The sequence below is a fragment of the Sinorhizobium sp. genome, assembly GCF_059070375.1.
On the sequence record NZ_JCACWC010000002.1, the window covers coordinates 994,287 to 1,009,438 of the forward strand.

Genomic DNA, 15,152 nt, shown 5'->3' on the forward strand with positions numbered 1-15,152 from the left:
CTTACCTCGCCGCTGGACTTCGTTGATGGCGAGTTTCAAACGGCGCGACCGTCCATTTGTTCCGCCCGCGGCGCCATCCGCGGGGACCTTCAAATGTGCTTTGGCGGCTCCGGATTTTCGTCCGGATTAGGGACCGGAATTTCATCCGGAAGGCGGTCCGGATCGGGCTCCTCGATCGGCGGCTCGGGATACCAGGGCGGCAAGTCTGGCGGCGGCGGCTCCGGTACTGGTTCCGGCTGACGCGGGTTCGGCATTTTCGTCTCCCTTGGGCATGCGGGGGCGACACCCCTCTTTCGGGGACAATCCCGACCGTGCGGGATTGTTCCGCCGGCGGCGCGGGGAACGGGGAGAAGCGCGGAACCCTTTGGGCCGATCGCGGGTTTGACCCAACATCAGCAAGAGCAAAAGCCAGGAGAGAGCCCATGCCCAGACATCCGGACTATGGCAGATACGATCCCTACGGCCGTCGCGATTGGGCCCGCCGCGACTGGGAGAACGAGCGCCAGCGCGACCCTTACAACTATGGGTCCGAGCGCCGCGGTCGGGCGCGCAGCCGCTTCGACGAAGATGTGGAGCCGCGTGGCGCCGACTACGAGAGCTCGATGAACTGGCCGACCGGGAGCTACCGCGGCGGCGAACGCGAACGCTGGAGCGACGACGACTACGATCGCAGAGGCCGCGAGCGCTATTTCCGGGATTATCACGGGCCCGGTTATGGCTATCGCGGCGAGGGCCGTTACCGCGGCTATGGAGGTTACGGCGAAACGCGCGATTATCGTCACGACCGGGATTTTCTCGACCGCGCCAGCGACGAGGTCGCTTCCTGGTTCGGTGACGAAGATGCCGAACGCAGGCGGGAGATGGACCGGCACCGCGGCAAGGGCCCAAAAGGCTACAGGCGCACCGACGGCCGCATCCAGGAAGATGTCAGCGACCGCCTGAGTGACGACGGCGCTCTCGACGCCTCCAACATCGAAGTGAGCGTGTCGAACGGCGAAGTACAGCTCAATGGTTCGGTGAGCTCCAAATGGGCGAAACGCCGCGCCGAGGACTGTGCCGAAAATGTATCTGGCGTCACGAATGTACAAAACAATCTGCGCATCGAGACGGCGGATACGGGCACTATTCAGCAGAACCCGAACCTCACCGATCTTAGTTGAGGCGATTGCGGGCGTGCGAGCCGAGGGTCGTTTGATCGCCTCGTCCCTGCTCGTCACAGGGATGAGGCGGAGAGATTTCAGTCCTCGGAAAAGTTTCCTACAGCGCCGCGCGTCTTAGCTGCTGCATGCTTTTGTTGTTCGGCTACGATCAATAGCGCACGGTCGGCACCATGAATCTAAACAGCCCTTAGTTGGAAGCTCGTCGCTGCTCCGGGGCAGATCTTGCCTGCCGCGCCCTCGAGTGCGCCGAGCGCCGAAGAAAACTCAGCAAGCGTTGTTCCTCCACACGCAGTTCGCTGTCCGAGCGCCCGCGCGCCTGAAGCTGTCGCGCGGAGATCGAGGCCGACTTGTCGGCGAGAGCGAGCACATCCGGATGAATGTAGCTGCTCCGGCTGATGGCGGGCGTGTTGTGAAGAACGGACGCAGCCGCTTCGCTCATCTGTTTGATCGTCGGCCACTCACCCTGTTCGATCGCGGTGCGAGCGGCCGTGAAAGCCGCGAGAGTGCCGCCCCAGGTCCGGAATGTCTTTGCAGATACCGCTGTTCCGGCCACCTCTGAAAGGTATCGGTTGAGCCGGCCGGAATCGACCGGCCGCAGGGCGTCGTTTTCATCCTTCCAGACGAAAAGCTGTCTGCCCGGCAGATCCGCGATCTCTTCGAGCAACCGCTGCAATTTGGGGCGGCGCAGCAGCCGCTGGACGCGCTTGCCGCCCTTGCCGATGAATTTCAGCTCTATGAAGCCGTCGCCCAGCCTGAGATGCCGCTTCAAAAGCGTCGTGGCACCATAGCTCCCATTGGCCTGCACGTAAGCCTGGTTGCCGGTGCGCAGATGGGCTTCGTCCAGCAGCGCGACCAGCGCGGCGAGCACGGTTTGCATGTTTTCCACGTCACCCTGCATGTGGCGCCGTATGGTGCGGCGTATCCTGGGCAACGCCTTGCCGAATTCCACCAGTTGCGCGAATTTGTCGGCGCTCCTGAGAGCCTGCCACGCGCTGTGATAGCGGTACTGTTTTCGTCCGCGTGCATCATAGCCCGTGGCCTGCAGATGCCCCCGTTCTTCGAGGCAGATCCAGACGTCTTCATAGGCAGGCGGCAGGCCCAGCGCCGCTATGCGGCTTTTGATCGACGGATCGGTAACGATCGAGCCGTCCGGCATTCGGTAGACAAACCCCTTGCCACGCCTTTGCCGCCGGATGCCCGGCTCGCTGTCGCTGACATAGACGAGCCCGGTTTCCTCGGGCACGAGACCGGCCGCCGCCAAGTTCCGCGGGCCATCCACGATCACGCAAGGCGGAGGTTCGAGCACGTCGACCATCGTTGCTCTAGCCATTGCCTCCCTCCTGCGGGACGAAGGCGACGACGCTCTGCGCCGGGATAGTGTCGCGATCCGCGCTGGCGAACGTGCCGAACGGTTCTTCGGCTGCCGTGTCGAGCACGCGTTGCCAGCGCCTGCTTCCGTTTCCGCGGGGAAGGGCTATCTCGCAATCACCGCCTGCATTGAGCACGAGGACGATCTCGCCGGCCGGCGAAGCTTCGCCCTGCCCGACGCGGCATATATAGGCGCAAATCAGGCGGAGCTCGGCGTCGTGCCAGGCATCCTCGTCCATGGGACTGCCATCCGCCTTGTACCAGGCGATTTCGACCCGTCCATTCTCGTCGGGCTCTCCGTCGAGGAATCGCTCCTGCCGCAAGACAGGATGGTCCTTGCGGAAGGCGAGGAGCTTGCGGCAGAAATCCACGAAGCTATCCTCCGCTCCGCTCCAATCGAGCCAGCCGATCTCGTTATCCTGGCAATAGGCGTTGTTGTTGCCCTGCTGGCTGTTTCCCAGCTCGTCGCCGCCGAGCACCATCGGCACGCCCTGGCTGATCATCAGGGTGGCGAGCATGGCCGCCCGCCGCCGTTTGCGCGCCTCGATGATCTCCCCGTTGTCGGTCGGGCCCTCGGCGCCCATGTTGTCGGAATGATTGTCGGAGTGACCGTCCCGGTTCTCCTCGCCGTTCGCCTCGTTGTGCTTTTCGCCGTAGGAGACCGTGTCCATCAGGGTGAAGCCGTCATGGGCGCTCACCAGGTTGATCGACGAGGTCGCGGCACGGTCCGAGTGCCTGAACTGCACGGGCGAACCGAGAATGCGCTCGGCAAGCACCGGAACCATGCCGCCGTCTCCCTTCCAGAAGCGCCGGACGTCGTCGCGGAACCGGTCGTTCCATTCGCGGAACGGCGGTGGGAAGCCGCCGAGCTGATAGCCGCCCTCGCCGACGTCCCAGGGTTCGGCGATCAGCTTCACACCCGCCAGGATAGGATCCTGCCGGATCGCGTCGAAGAAGCCGCCTTCGCGATCGAACTCCATGTATTCGCGGCCGAGCGTGCTTGCGAGATCGAAGCGGAAGCCGTCGATATGCATCACGCCCACCCAGTAACGCAGGCTGTCGAGGACCATGCGCAGCACCAGGGGATGGGCAACGTTGAGCGTGTTGCCGGTACCGGTCGTGTCGTAGGTGTGGCGCGGCTCGTCCGGCGACTGGCGGTAATAGCTGAAATTGTCGAGCCCGCGGAAGCTCAAGGTCGGGCCCCGTTCCGAGCCCTCGGCCGTATGGTTGTAGACGACATCCATCAAAACCTCGATGCCGACGGAATGAAACCGCTTCACCATCGTCTTGAATTCGGTAAAGCGGTCGCCCTTGAGATAGCGCTCGTGCGGAGCGAAGAATCCGAGCGTCTGATATCCCCAATAGTTTCTGAGATTCCGCTCCACCAGGTAACGGTCGTCGAGGAAATATTGCACCGGCATCAATTCGATCGCCGAAACGCCGAGCTTCGTCAGGTGCTCGATGATCGGATCGCTCGCCATGCCGAGAAACGTGCCACGCAGCTCGTCCGGCACGCCGGGATGCGTCATGGTCATGCCGCGGACGTGCGCCTCGTAGATGATCGTTTCCGTCCAGGGACGGCGGATCGCTTCTTCGCCCGCCCAGTCGAAAGTCGGGTCCTGAACGACGCCCTTCACCATGAAGGGGGCGCTGTCGCGCTCGTCGAAGGAAAGATCGCCCTCGGGGCTGCCGATCGTGTATCCGAAGAGCGCATCATCCCAGATGAGCTCACCCGCGACCAGCTTGGCGTAGGGATCGAGCAGCAGCTTGTTCGGATTGAAGCGGTGACCATTGTGCGGATCGTAAGGTCCGTGGGCGCGGTAGCCGTAGAGGGTGCCGGGACCGATACCCTCGATGTAACCGGACCAGATGTCGCCCTCGCGCTTCGGCAGCGGCATGCGCGCCGTTTCCTCGCGCCCGTCCTCGGAAAACAGGCAGAGCTCGATCTTCTCCGCATGCGCCGAGAAGACCGCAAAATGGGTTCCCTGCCCGGTGTATTCTGCACCGAGTTCAGGTTTCATGAAATCGAGTTCGGAAAAAGTCAGGTTCATTCAGTCGCGCCCTCTACCGCCTTGCCCGGCAGCTTTGATGCAACGCAACGGGCAGGCATTTGTTCCTCCTCCCGGACGAGTGCCGGGGGAACTTTCCCCGCGCTTGGCCAGTTCCTCGCCTTTCATCTCGAGGGACATATCGATGCCGGCGAGTTCGACACGTGCACATTTCAGAAATAGCTGGGGCGCGAATTTCATCGACGGGGACACATGCCGGTTTCGGTTGTGGGCTCCCGACGAGCGGGACCTCGATCTGGTTCTCGGCGGGGCCGCGCATAAGATGCAGTCACTCGATGGCGGCTGGTTCGAAATCACGCTCGGGGCGAAGGCGGGGGAGCGCTATAGCTTCCGCCTTGCCGACGGCACCGAGGTCGCCGATCCCGCCTCCTCGGCACAGGAGCGGGAAGCTTCAGGCAAGTCGATCGTCGTCGATCACGCCGCCTATGAATGGCAGGCTTCCTCCTGGCGCGGCAGGCCCTGGGAGGAGACGGTCATTTCGGAGTTGCATGTCGGCTGCTTCACGCCGGAGGGCACCTTCCGCGCTGCAATCGAGCGCTTGCCGCATCTGGCCGGGGCCGGAATCACCGCGATCGAGATCATGCCCGTCGCGCAATTCCCCGGGATGCGGGGCTGGGGCTACGACGGCGTGCTGCACTATGCTCCGCATAATGCCTACGGCAAGCCGGATGATCTGAAGGCGCTCGTGGATGCGGCCCATTCGCTTGGTCTGACGGTCCTGCTCGATGTCGTTTACAACCACTTCGGGCCGGAGGGAAATTACCTTTCCCGCTATGCGAGCCGCTTCTTCAACAAGGATCGCCCGACACCGTGGGGCGCGTCGATCGCCTTCGAGGAGGAAGCGGTCCGGCGCTACTTCATCGAGAACGCGCTCTACTGGCTCGGCGAATTCCGTTTCGACGGATTGCGTCTCGATGCGACCGAACAGATCCGCGATACGACCAGGCCGCATTTTCTCCTCGCGCTGGAGCACGAGGTTCGGGAAACGTTCGCCGAGCGCCAGATCCACCTGGTGCTGGAAGACGCTCACCGCCGAAGGAGCCTTCTGCGGCGCGACGCGAGCGGCACACGCATGCTCTTCGATGCGGGATGGAACGACGATCTTCACAATGCTCTCCACGTCGTGGCGACCGGCGAAACCAAGGGCCACTATCGCCCTTTCGCCGACGAGCCCTGGGGCAAGATCCGCAGCGCGTTGGCCGATGGCTTCGCCGTGCCGGCAAAGGAAGACAATTTCTCTCCTGAGGGGAGCCGAGCCCGCGTGCCGCCGCAAGGCCGCGTGAATTTCCTGCAGAACCACGACCAGATCGGCAACCGCGCCTTCGGTGAACGTCTCGCCTCGCTCCTCCAGGAGGACAGGCTGCGCGTTTTGGCGGCTATGCACATGCTGACGCCGCAAATCCCTCTCCTGTTCATGGGTGAAGAATACGGCGAGACGCAGCCCTTCTGTTTCTTCGCCGACTACCAGGGGGAAATAGCCGAGGCTATCCGGCTGGGACGCCGGGACGAAGCCGAAAACTTCGGCGGCCTTCCAGAGGGCAAGACGATGGATGATCTGCCCGATCCGCTCGACCCGGACGTCTTTGCCGGCTCCAAGCTGCGTTGGAGCCGCGCGACAAGCCCTGCCGGCGAGCGGCATCTTGCCTATATGCGCGACCTCGCCGGGATAAGGCAGCGGCACATCGTGCCGCTGATCGCCGGCACCGCCGTACCGGATTGCCGTGCATACGAGACCAAGGACGGCATCATCGCCGTCGACTGGCAGTTCGGGGAGGCTTGCCTGGAACTGCGCGTCAATCTTTTGCAGGAGAGACAGGCCGTTCCCGCAATTCGCGGTCAGCCGATCTTCACGAGCGAAACGTCCGGGGGCGAGACCGCCGACGGCAGCGAGTTGGCCGGTCCAGGCATCGCCGTCGCCATTGCGCGGTGACACGCCATCGGCAGACAGGGGAACATGCCTTGAGCCTCACGGTTAGACGCCGCGGCGAGAATAAAGGGAGAGCGCCTCGAGGAACGATGCCGAAACAGCCTGCGAAACTTGGACCGGCCCTTGCCGGCGAACACGCCGAGGCAACCACGATTGCCTCATTGCGGCGGCAGGCGGAGAGTTGCGAGCGCTGCGACCTCTACAAGAACGCCACCCAACTGGTCTTCGGCGAGGGTCCGGTCGACGCCCGTGTCGTGCTCGTCGGCGAACAGCCCGGCGACCGCGAGGACCTTGCCGGGCGCCCGTTCGTCGGACCCGCCGGGCGCATCCTGGACGAATGCCTGCACGAAGCCGGCATCGATCGTTCGGAGTGCTATCTCACCAATGCCGTCAAACACTTCAAATTCGAACAGCGCGGCAAGCGCCGGCTGCATTCGCGGCCGAATGCCGGTGAGATTCAGGCCTGCGCCTGGTGGCTCGGCGCCGAACTCGATGAGCTCCGCCCCGAAATCGTCGTCGCGCTCGGGGCCACGGCGCTGATGTCCCTGCTCGGGCGAAGCGTGGGTGTCACCAGAAACCGCGGCGAGCTTCTGACGGCGCCCGGGGGCTTCTCCGTTCTCGTGACCATCCACCCCTCCTATCTTCTGAGAATCCGAGGCAGATCCGACCCCGAAGCGGAACGCGCCCGGTTTGTCGACGATCTCGCCAAGATCAAGGCTCGCATCGGTTGACGGTCAGGACTGCCGGTCGAGTTCCGGATAGTGGCGGAAGACGCAGGATTCGTTGAAGGCGAGCCGCCGCTCCGAGGCCAGATAGCTCAGAATTCTCGGCCGTGCACGAACGGCATCATGCAAGGCGACCAGTCCGGGAATGTTTGCCTCATAGGCATCCATCGCCTTGGGAAAGGCATAGCGGAGGCCTTCGATCACCTGGAAAAGCGAAAGATCGACGTAGCTCAACCGGTCCGAGACCATATGGCTCGGCCCTTTGGGGTTCTGTGTGAGCACGCGTTCGAAATAGCCGAGAAACTTCGGCAGGCGCTCGGAGAGGAAATCGGCCGACCGCCTCAGCGCTTCGGGCTTCTGGTCCTCGAAATAGAGAGACACGGCGATCGGATGATGCGTGTCGTGAATCTCCGCGACGAAATCGGTGATCGTCAGCTGCAGACCATTGGTAAGGGTTCGAAGTCCCTCGTCCTCGGCAACAAGGCCGAGCCTCGGCCCGAGATAAAAAAGGATGTTGGCGACGTGGCTTATGACGAGGTCGCCATCGACGAGGAACGGGGGAGCGAAGGGAGCGGCGGCTTCACCGGGCTCCTTCATAAGCTTCAGCATTTCATTCGTGCCGCCCGGCTGGCGGGCAATGTCGACGTAATCCGCGCCGGCCTCCTCCAGCGCGAGGCGCACGAATTCACCGCGGCCGGGAATACCATCCCAGTAATAGAGCTTGTATGGCATGAAAGGTCCCCTTCTTTGCCAGCATTCATCTTTGTTCGCGGCCGGAGTCTATTCTGAGCACGATTGAAGGAAACATACAGCCGCGCAATTCGTTCCGGTTCGGCAGGGAACGGAACATCCTGCGCCGAGGAGAAAACCAATGAAAATCGAAGAGCTCATGTTCGCCGAAAGCGGCGGCGTACCGAACAACCCGCGCCTGCCGGTCCTGGTCTATCGTCAAGCGGTCGACGTTACGGAAAATGGAGCCACACAGATAGAGGAACGCTTCCGGGCCAATGGTTGGCGCGGCCTGTGGCGCAACGGCGTCTTTGCCCATCACCATTACCATTGCGGTGCGCACGAGGTTCTCGGGATCGCGGAAGGCCGGGCACGGCTGCTGATCGGAGGGCCGGAGGGACAGGAGGTCGAGGTCGCAGCCGGCGACGTCATCCTCCTCCCGGCAGGTACGGGCCACCGCCGGAACGAGGCGAGCATGGATTTCCTGGTCGTCGGCGGCTATCCGCCGGGTCAGGATGCCGAGATCCAGAGCGGCGCCGCGACCGCGGATGACCGTAAGGCAATCGCCTCGGTGCCGCTGCCGAGCCTGGACCCCATTCTCGGCGCAGAAGGACCTGCGGTCACCCTGTGGCAGTCCGCCATGCATGCGGGGGACGGTCTCGGCGAAGCACAGGGCCACTGATCACGCGCCGCAGTCGTCAGCGCAGCCAGACCGGGAGGTCGGCGGCGGTGCGGCAGCCCGCTGCCCGCTCTTTCAGTCCCAGTTTTTCCCAGGCGAATTTCTGGGCAGCGATCTGTGCCATTTCCTTGGTCTCGTAGATGTCCGGCAGGACGTATGCCTTACGGCCACACGACAGGAGCGCCCTGTGGCTCAGCAGATCGTAGTGAAGCTCGAGGTATTCTTCGGAATGCATGGGACCCTCCCAGGTGGCGATAAGGAAAACGGCAGCCGTCGCGGGAAGTTCCATGCTGCCCGCCGATTGGTGCGACGGTCAGCGCTGCCGACGGAACATAGACGTCGCTTTCGAGTTGATGACGCTTACGGGAGTTCAGTCATGAGCACGAACAAACATGGAGAACCGCGCCCCGGGGCTGATGCGCGCCCGCTCGACCCACCGAGCGTCGACGAGCCGATCGACGCCTGGGGGCGAGATCGGATGAGCGCGCCGGGGGTCGGGAACCAACTCGACGAACTACGCGAGCGCATCGCCCGGCTACAATCCGAAATCGACGCCATCGCGACCGAGACCCATACGGCCGTGGGCACGGTGCCCGGAGGCGACAGGCTCGAAACAGCAAAAGACGTGGTCGCCGAAAAGCGCGACGAGATCAAGCGACTGACCGCGCGTCTCGAAGAGATCGAGCAGACACTTGGCGGTAACGCCTAGTTTTCCGGACCTAAAATACGGTCATCCATACGCCGCGCCAGAAAAGCGAATCCGGGTCATCGAGGCGCTCGCAATCGTCGGTCGAAGGCTTCCGGATCTTTGCAGGCGCCGGCTCGATGCCGGTAAAAGGAGGCACAGGGCGCCCTTCGCGTTCCGTCGCGGGTTCCGGTTTTTTGATCGTAAGCATCGCGAGATCCTTTCCGCCGTAAAGGCATTCCGGCCTCAAGTGCTCCTTCCGCTTCTCCTCCGAGATCCGTCTTCGGGTCAGTCCCGGTTAATGAATTTACAGAAGCGGCTGGGTTGCCCGTCGTCAGTCATGTCCTGATGGAGGAAGGCCAGGTTCTCGTCGTCGAAGATCTTGAAGAATTCGTCCCAGGAAATTTTCTCCAGCGTGTCTTCCGGTTTGCCGAAATCAACGCGAAGCAGACCACCACCCCCTTCGGTCGCGCCCTTCACGCGCGCCGGCTGCCCCTTGCGGGCTTCTATCCAATTGCGGATCGTGTCGTGGTCGATCGTAGTCATCGCAGCGGTCATCGGAAACTCCATCAACTGGTATGCCGGCGGCGCCTCCGTATCCGAAGCGCCATCCTCAGCGGCAGCGAACGCGGTGTGCGCTCAACGCGCCCCAGCTGTGTAAATCGATCGCTGCGCTTATTGTTCCGCCTCAGCGCCGTGTGCGGTCGCTTGGCTCCGCGGCGGTTGCCTCGTCGTCGTGCGGTTCCCAGCCGAATATGCTGAGCCCGCCGAAACGCGCGGAGTCCCTGAATTCGCCCGCGACGATCTCCTTGAGGTCGGGCCCCATGACGTAGCGCTCCAGCCGGCGCGATTGCTCGTCGAGCCGCTTCAGAGCCGCAAGCTCTTCCTCGCGCCCGAGCCGGCCCTTGCTGACCGCGGACTTCATGATCCTGATCGTCTCGTCGTAGACTTTCACCGGCACGGGGAACGGATGGCGGTCCTTGCCGCCATGGGCGAGCGAAAAGCGGGCAGGGTCCGAGAACCTGCAAGGCGTCCCGTGGACCACCTCCGCGACCATTGCCAGCGCCTTGACCGTCCGCGCGCCCACGCCCGGCACCAGCAGCAGGTCCTTGAAATCCGCCGGACCACGGTCGGCGGCGGCGGCGAAGTTGCCGTGCAGGCGCCGGAGATTGACGTCGCTTTCGCGTACATCGTGATGGGCAGGCATGAAGAGATGCGGCAGCATCGGCTGTGCCGGCGAGGCCAGAGGAGCCCCCCGAGACTCGATCCGGGCGACCTCGCGCAAGAGCCCGTCGGGCCCGAATGACTGGAGGAGATCGAGCTGCGCAGTCCTCGAGGCGGCGGCGCGGCGGTCGGCCAGATTGACGATCTCGCCCTGTTCTCTGCCTTCGATCGCGCTATGCGGCGCGTCGACGAAGCTTGTCAGGCCCTCCGAGAGCCAGTGATAGCGCCTCGCCTGCCGGCGGTCGCCGTTCATGCCCTGCTGGACGACCACCCACCTGGCATCGTCCGTGACGACGAAACCGTGCAAGTACAGATCGAAGCCGTCCTGAACGGCCGCACTGTCGACCTTGGCGACGAGGCGGCTCGCTTCTGCCAATGCGCCGCCATCGAAACCGACACGATTGCCGATCGACATGAGTTCGCCCGGCGTTTTGCGGGAGTGCTGGCCGCGGCCGCCGCAGACATGGATGCCCAGCTCGCCGGAAAGCGGGGTGAGACCGCGTTTCAACGCACCGATGACGCTCGTGGTGATACCGGAGGAATGCCAGTCCATGCCCATGACAGCACCGAAGGACTGGAACCAGAACGGATGCGCAAGCCGCCTTAGAAACTCGTCGCGTCCATAGTGATGAACCACCGCTTCGGTGACCAGCGCGCCGAGGCGCGTCATACGGTCGCCGAGCCATCGCGGCACGCGGCCGCCATGCAGCGGGAGATCCGCATTGCCTGCTCTTTGAGCCATAGTGTTTCCGTTCTGCGTCCCGACCGACAGGGCGCGTCGCCATCAGGCGCCGCGCCGACCCACTTAACATAGTGGAAATTGGAGCACGAAGCGAAAAACGCAGGCACGAGGACGCGCCGCGCACGAAGACAACCTTGAGAACGAGTGCGAACCCAAGCCCTCGGAGGACGACGCCGCGGATCGAAGGCAATCCGCCAGCCGGAGGCGATGGGAGCACCGCAGTGCGAGCGGTTAAGCCTTCGCACTGCGGCCCGCCTCCTCCGGCGGCCGCCTTCGATCACGACCCTCGATATGCCGTCGCCTGCCCTAGCCGACAAACATCTGGCGCAACCGAGCAAACAGGCCTGGCTGTTTCTCGACAAGCATTGCGCGGATGTGGCGGGCGGCCGTCGATGCGCTGACCGTCGCGCCGAAATGGCAATAGCAGATGACCTTATGTAATTGCTCGTCGCTCAGCTCGAAAAACCGCCTGGCTTCGCCGTAGCTGTCGTTCTCCATCCCGGCGGTCCGGAAGACCGGATCCTCGAAGGCGACGGAGATCGGCGAACCGTCGCCGCGCATGGCCGCGCGGACTCTCGCCGGCTGATACTCTGTCTCGTGCAGCGTCGAAAGGCGTCTGTGAGGATCACGTTCCAGGAGTTCCGCCCAACGCTCAAGGCGCTCCTTGCGCGATAACGTCCGTCGCGGCAGGTCCTGCTTGACCTCGGCGACGCCCTGTAACTGCTCGATTGCTTGGTGCTTCATTGCGACCTCCTACTCTTACGATAGTTGGTCCCCCAATTTCCACCTCGTAGGCCTTATCAGCGTGACTCCAACCGGTCGGGAAGTCCAATCACGAAAATAGATCATGCCAAATTTGGCGCATGGCGTCGCACGCGGCGGCGCTCGTCACCCCTTGACGGCGCCGGACGTCAGCCCCGCGACGATCTTGCGCTGGAAGATCAGGACGAGAACGAGCAGCGGCAGCGTCACCGTGACGGACGCGGCCATGATCTGGCCGAACGGATATTCATAGCGGCTGCTGCCCGTCAGAAGGCCGATCGCGACCGGAACCGTCCGGTTCTCGTCGGTCAGGATGAAGGTGAGCGCGAAGAGGAATTCGTTCCATGCGAGGATGAACGACAGCAGACCGGTGCTGGCAATCGCAGGCCCCATCAGAGGCAGCAGCACATGGGTGAGAATGCGCAGGCGCGAACAGCCGTCGATGAGCGCCGCCTCCTCCAATTCGTTCGGCAGGTCACGGATGAAGCTCGTCAGGATCCATGTCGTAAAGGGCAAAGTGAGAATGAGATAGGAAACGATCAGCGCCGACGGCCGATTGTAGAGCCCGAGCCATCCGATCACCTCGAACATTCCCGAAAGCACCACCACTTGCGGGAAGACCGAGATCATGAGAACGGCGATCAGAACGATGCGGCCCGGAGGAAAATGCAGGCGGCCGAGCGCGTAAGCTGCGAGAATGCCGATGACGAGGGAGATCGCCGTGCTGACAAGCGCGACCACGCCGGAATTGACGAGCGCGCCCATGAATACCGGATTGTCGAACAATTGACTGTAGTTGCTGAAATCGAGCGCCGGCAGCAGAGTGAACTGGTAAAGCGCCTGCCCCGTCTTGGTCGAAGAGACGATCGCCCAGTAATAGGGAAACAGCATGTAGACGAGGACGGCCGCCACGCCGGCATAGAATCCGGCCGTCTTGACGCGGCGCAAGGTCCGGTACGTCGCGTTCGAATAGCGTCTCGTCATGGCTGCGCTCACCGTCATCGATACCCCCTCAGCCCGTCGCCCGATCGAGGCGCAAAAGCCCGACGATGACGATGGCGATCAGCCCGATGATCATGAACACCCAGGTGGAAGCAGCGGCTCCAAGGCCGAGGTCCTGAAAGCTGATGAGCTGGTCGCGCGCATAGATCGACATCGTCATCGTGTTTTCGTTGTTGGCCGCAAGCACGTAGCTCAGATCGAACATGCGGAGCGCGTCGAGCGCGCGGAAGAGTATCGCGACGCCGATCGCCGGCGTCGCGAGCGGCAAGGTTATGGACCAGAAGCGTTTCCAGTGCGGCACGCCGGAAACGTCCGCTGCCTCGTAGATTTCCTCGGGGATCAGTTGCAGGCCGGCAAGAATGAGGAGCACCATGAAGGGCGTCGTCACCCAGACGTCGATGAAGATCACCGTCCCGAGGATCAGCGAAGGATCGGCTGTCCAGGCGACGCCCTTTTCGACGAGTCCCAACGCGACCAGGAGCTTGTTGATCAGCCCGAACTGATCGTTGAGCATCCATTCCCAGATCCGGGCCGAGACGACCATCGGCATCGCCCAGGGAATGAGGATCGCCGCCCGCACGATGCCGCGGCCGGGAAAAGCGCGGTGAAGGAGCAAGGCGATCGCAAGTCCGAGAAGCGTCTCCAACCCGACGGATACCAGCGTGAAGACGAGCGTGTTCCTGACCGCGCCCCAGAACACCGGGTCTTCTGCAACTTCCACGAAATTCTCGAAACCCACGAATTCGTAATCCGAAGGGGCATCGAGATAAGCGTCGGTGAAGGAGAAAAAAATGCTGCGGACGAGCGGCCATATCGCCACCGCCACCAGCGTCAGCAGCAACGGGAGCAGGAATATCCATGCGGTGCGGCGTTGCTGCCGCTCCATCCGGCGGGCGGCGTTCACGACGATGCTCCAAGGGCCAATGGAACGCTCGCGCGGTGATCGATGCGCCGGCCATCCTCTCCGAAGAGGTAGAGACTTTCCGGTTGCCAGCTCAGGCCGACGGGGTCGCCGGGGGCGACTTGCGGTGGACTTCCCGTCGAACGAACCGTCCAGACCAGCGTCTCGGTGAGCCGCACATAGCAGACATATTCATAGCCGAGGTCCTCGATCCGCTCGAAGGTTCCGCGGATCGCGCCTTTCGTGTCGGCACCGACAAGCTTCAAAGCCTCCGGCCGCAAGCCGATTTCCGCAGGCCTTCCTTCGGCCGCGAGATATTCCGCGGCGTAGGCGAAGCCGCCTGCCCCCCTCAGAACCGTAGCGGCGGAGCCTGTCGCTTCGAGCGGGGCGAAATTCATTCTCGGGCTGCCGAGGAAGCCGGCAACGAAGCGATTTTCCGGCCGGTCGTAAAGCTCGCGCGGCCGCCCCACCTGCTCGATCTGCCCGTGGTTTAGAATGACGATCCGGTCGGCGAGCGTCATCGCTTCCGTCTGGTCGTGGGTGACATAGATCATCGTCGTCTTGACGTCGGCGTGCAGCTTGGCGATCTCGAAGCGCATTTCCATGCGCAGGTCCGCGTCGAGATTGGAAAGCGGCTCGTCGAAGAGGAAGACTTCCGGTTGGCCGACCAGCGCCCGGCCGATCGCCACGCGTTGTCGCTGACCGCCGGAAAGCTGGCGCGGCCGACGCTCGAGCAGGTGACCGATCTTCAGCATGTCCGCGACCCTTGCGACACGGCGACGGATTTCATCCTTGCCGAGCCGCGCCGTTTCCAACGCAAAGCCGATGTTTCGCGCCACATTCATATGCGGGTAGAGCGCGTATGATTGGAAGACGAAGGCCAGTCCACGTTTGGACGCCGGCACGTCCGTCACTTGGTCGCCGCCGATAAACACGTCGCCGCCGGAAACCGGCACGAGGCCGGCGATCAGTCGCAGAAGCGTCGACTTCCCGCAACCGGATGGGCCGACGAAGACGACGAACTCCCCGTCCTCGATCTCGAGATCGATGGAGCGGATCACGTCATAGGTGCCGAAGGTCTTGCTGACGTTCTTCAGGGAGACCGAAGCCATTCCATTTCCCTTCCAGGCCTTTCGCGGCAGCGCGTCCAACGCAGCCGGTTTCGATGAGGCGCCCCCG

The 15,152-nt window shown here is 63.1% G+C and carries 16 protein-coding genes; 5 read left to right on the forward strand and 11 right to left on the reverse strand.

Going from position 1 to position 15,152, the window contains the following annotated elements:
- Positions 1 to 89: 89 nt before the first annotated feature.
- Entirely contained in the window at positions 90 to 254 is a 165-nt protein-coding gene (locus AC5J09_RS09215) for a hypothetical protein (RefSeq protein WP_018099003.1), read from the reverse strand.
- Between the two features lie 168 nt (positions 255 to 422).
- On the opposite strand from AC5J09_RS09215, the gene AC5J09_RS09220 reads away from it, so the two are divergent.
- A complete protein-coding gene (locus tag AC5J09_RS09220) occupies positions 423 to 1,160 on the forward strand; it encodes a BON domain-containing protein (RefSeq protein ID WP_102761718.1) in 738 nt (245 codons plus the stop codon).
- A 187-nt stretch (positions 1,161 to 1,347) separates the two neighbouring features.
- Here the strand turns inward: AC5J09_RS09220 and AC5J09_RS09225 are convergent, their stop codons facing one another.
- Both AC5J09_RS09225 and glgX read right to left on the reverse strand, forming a co-directional pair.
- On the reverse strand, positions 1,348 to 2,490 hold the full coding sequence (locus AC5J09_RS09225; RefSeq protein ID WP_324763515.1) for a DNA topoisomerase IB: 1,143 nt from the start codon (positions 2,488 to 2,490) through the stop codon (positions 1,348 to 1,350).
- Complete coding sequence (gene glgX / locus AC5J09_RS09230) at positions 2,483 to 4,579, reverse strand: glycogen debranching protein GlgX (RefSeq protein WP_494297500.1); 2,097 nt, start codon at positions 4,577 to 4,579, stop codon at positions 2,483 to 2,485. Before glgX ends, AC5J09_RS09225 begins: the two co-directional genes overlap by 8 nt.
- A 142-nt stretch (positions 4,580 to 4,721) precedes the next feature.
- Between glgX and treZ the strand changes: the two genes are divergently transcribed.
- Positions 4,722 to 6,527: a malto-oligosyltrehalose trehalohydrolase gene (treZ, locus tag AC5J09_RS09235; RefSeq protein WP_494297501.1), complete on the forward strand. Its 1,806-nt coding sequence runs from the start codon at positions 4,722 to 4,724 to the stop codon at positions 6,525 to 6,527.
- Between the two features lie 86 nt (positions 6,528 to 6,613).
- The gene (locus tag AC5J09_RS09240; protein WP_494297502.1) at positions 6,614 to 7,255 is read left to right on the forward strand and encodes a UdgX family uracil-DNA binding protein; all 642 of its coding nucleotides are present in this window, start codon (positions 6,614 to 6,616) and stop codon (positions 7,253 to 7,255) included.
- Between the two features lie 3 nt (positions 7,256 to 7,258).
- On the opposite strand, the gene AC5J09_RS09245 is transcribed toward AC5J09_RS09240, so the two are convergent.
- Complete coding sequence (locus AC5J09_RS09245; RefSeq protein ID WP_324763511.1) at positions 7,259 to 7,981, reverse strand: glutathione S-transferase; 723 nt, start codon at positions 7,979 to 7,981, stop codon at positions 7,259 to 7,261.
- 139 nt (positions 7,982 to 8,120) lie between these two features.
- Between AC5J09_RS09245 and AC5J09_RS09250 the strand changes: the two genes are divergently transcribed.
- Positions 8,121 to 8,660: a cupin domain-containing protein gene (locus AC5J09_RS09250; RefSeq protein WP_494297503.1), complete on the forward strand. Its 540-nt coding sequence runs from the start codon at positions 8,121 to 8,123 to the stop codon at positions 8,658 to 8,660.
- Between the two features lie 16 nt (positions 8,661 to 8,676).
- On the opposite strand, the gene AC5J09_RS09255 is transcribed toward AC5J09_RS09250, so the two are convergent.
- A complete protein-coding gene (locus AC5J09_RS09255) occupies positions 8,677 to 8,892 on the reverse strand; it encodes a hypothetical protein (protein WP_026169042.1) in 216 nt (71 codons plus the stop codon).
- A gap of 141 nt (positions 8,893 to 9,033) precedes the next feature.
- Between AC5J09_RS09255 and AC5J09_RS09260 the strand changes: the two genes are divergently transcribed.
- Positions 9,034 to 9,366, forward strand: a complete 333-nt coding sequence (locus tag AC5J09_RS09260) for a hypothetical protein (protein WP_494297504.1) — start codon at positions 9,034 to 9,036, stop codon at positions 9,364 to 9,366.
- A gap of 264 nt (positions 9,367 to 9,630) precedes the next feature.
- On the opposite strand, the gene AC5J09_RS09265 is transcribed toward AC5J09_RS09260, so the two are convergent.
- From AC5J09_RS09265 to AC5J09_RS09290, 6 genes are all read right to left on the reverse strand, one after another.
- Positions 9,631 to 9,900, reverse strand: coding sequence for a hypothetical protein (locus AC5J09_RS09265; RefSeq protein ID WP_086017526.1), 270 nt, complete (start codon positions 9,898 to 9,900; stop codon positions 9,631 to 9,633).
- A gap of 130 nt (positions 9,901 to 10,030) precedes the next feature.
- On the reverse strand, positions 10,031 to 11,308 hold the full coding sequence (locus AC5J09_RS09270; protein ID WP_494297505.1) for a DUF763 domain-containing protein: 1,278 nt from the start codon (positions 11,306 to 11,308) through the stop codon (positions 10,031 to 10,033).
- A gap of 306 nt (positions 11,309 to 11,614) precedes the next feature.
- Positions 11,615 to 12,052, reverse strand: coding sequence for a hypothetical protein (locus AC5J09_RS09275; RefSeq protein ID WP_018099016.1), 438 nt, complete (start codon positions 12,050 to 12,052; stop codon positions 11,615 to 11,617).
- Between the two features lie 144 nt (positions 12,053 to 12,196).
- Positions 12,197 to 13,072 (reverse strand): carbohydrate ABC transporter permease, encoded by an 876-nt coding sequence (locus AC5J09_RS09280; RefSeq protein WP_494297506.1) that lies wholly within the window; start codon positions 13,070 to 13,072, stop codon positions 12,197 to 12,199.
- A gap of 10 nt (positions 13,073 to 13,082) precedes the next feature.
- Positions 13,083 to 13,976, reverse strand: coding sequence for a carbohydrate ABC transporter permease (locus tag AC5J09_RS09285; RefSeq protein ID WP_494297507.1), 894 nt, complete (start codon positions 13,974 to 13,976; stop codon positions 13,083 to 13,085).
- Positions 13,973 to 15,085: an ABC transporter ATP-binding protein gene (locus tag AC5J09_RS09290; RefSeq protein ID WP_275600138.1), complete on the reverse strand. Its 1,113-nt coding sequence runs from the start codon at positions 15,083 to 15,085 to the stop codon at positions 13,973 to 13,975. Before AC5J09_RS09290 ends, AC5J09_RS09285 begins: the two co-directional genes overlap by 4 nt.
- Between the last annotated feature and the right edge of the window lie 67 nt (positions 15,086 to 15,152).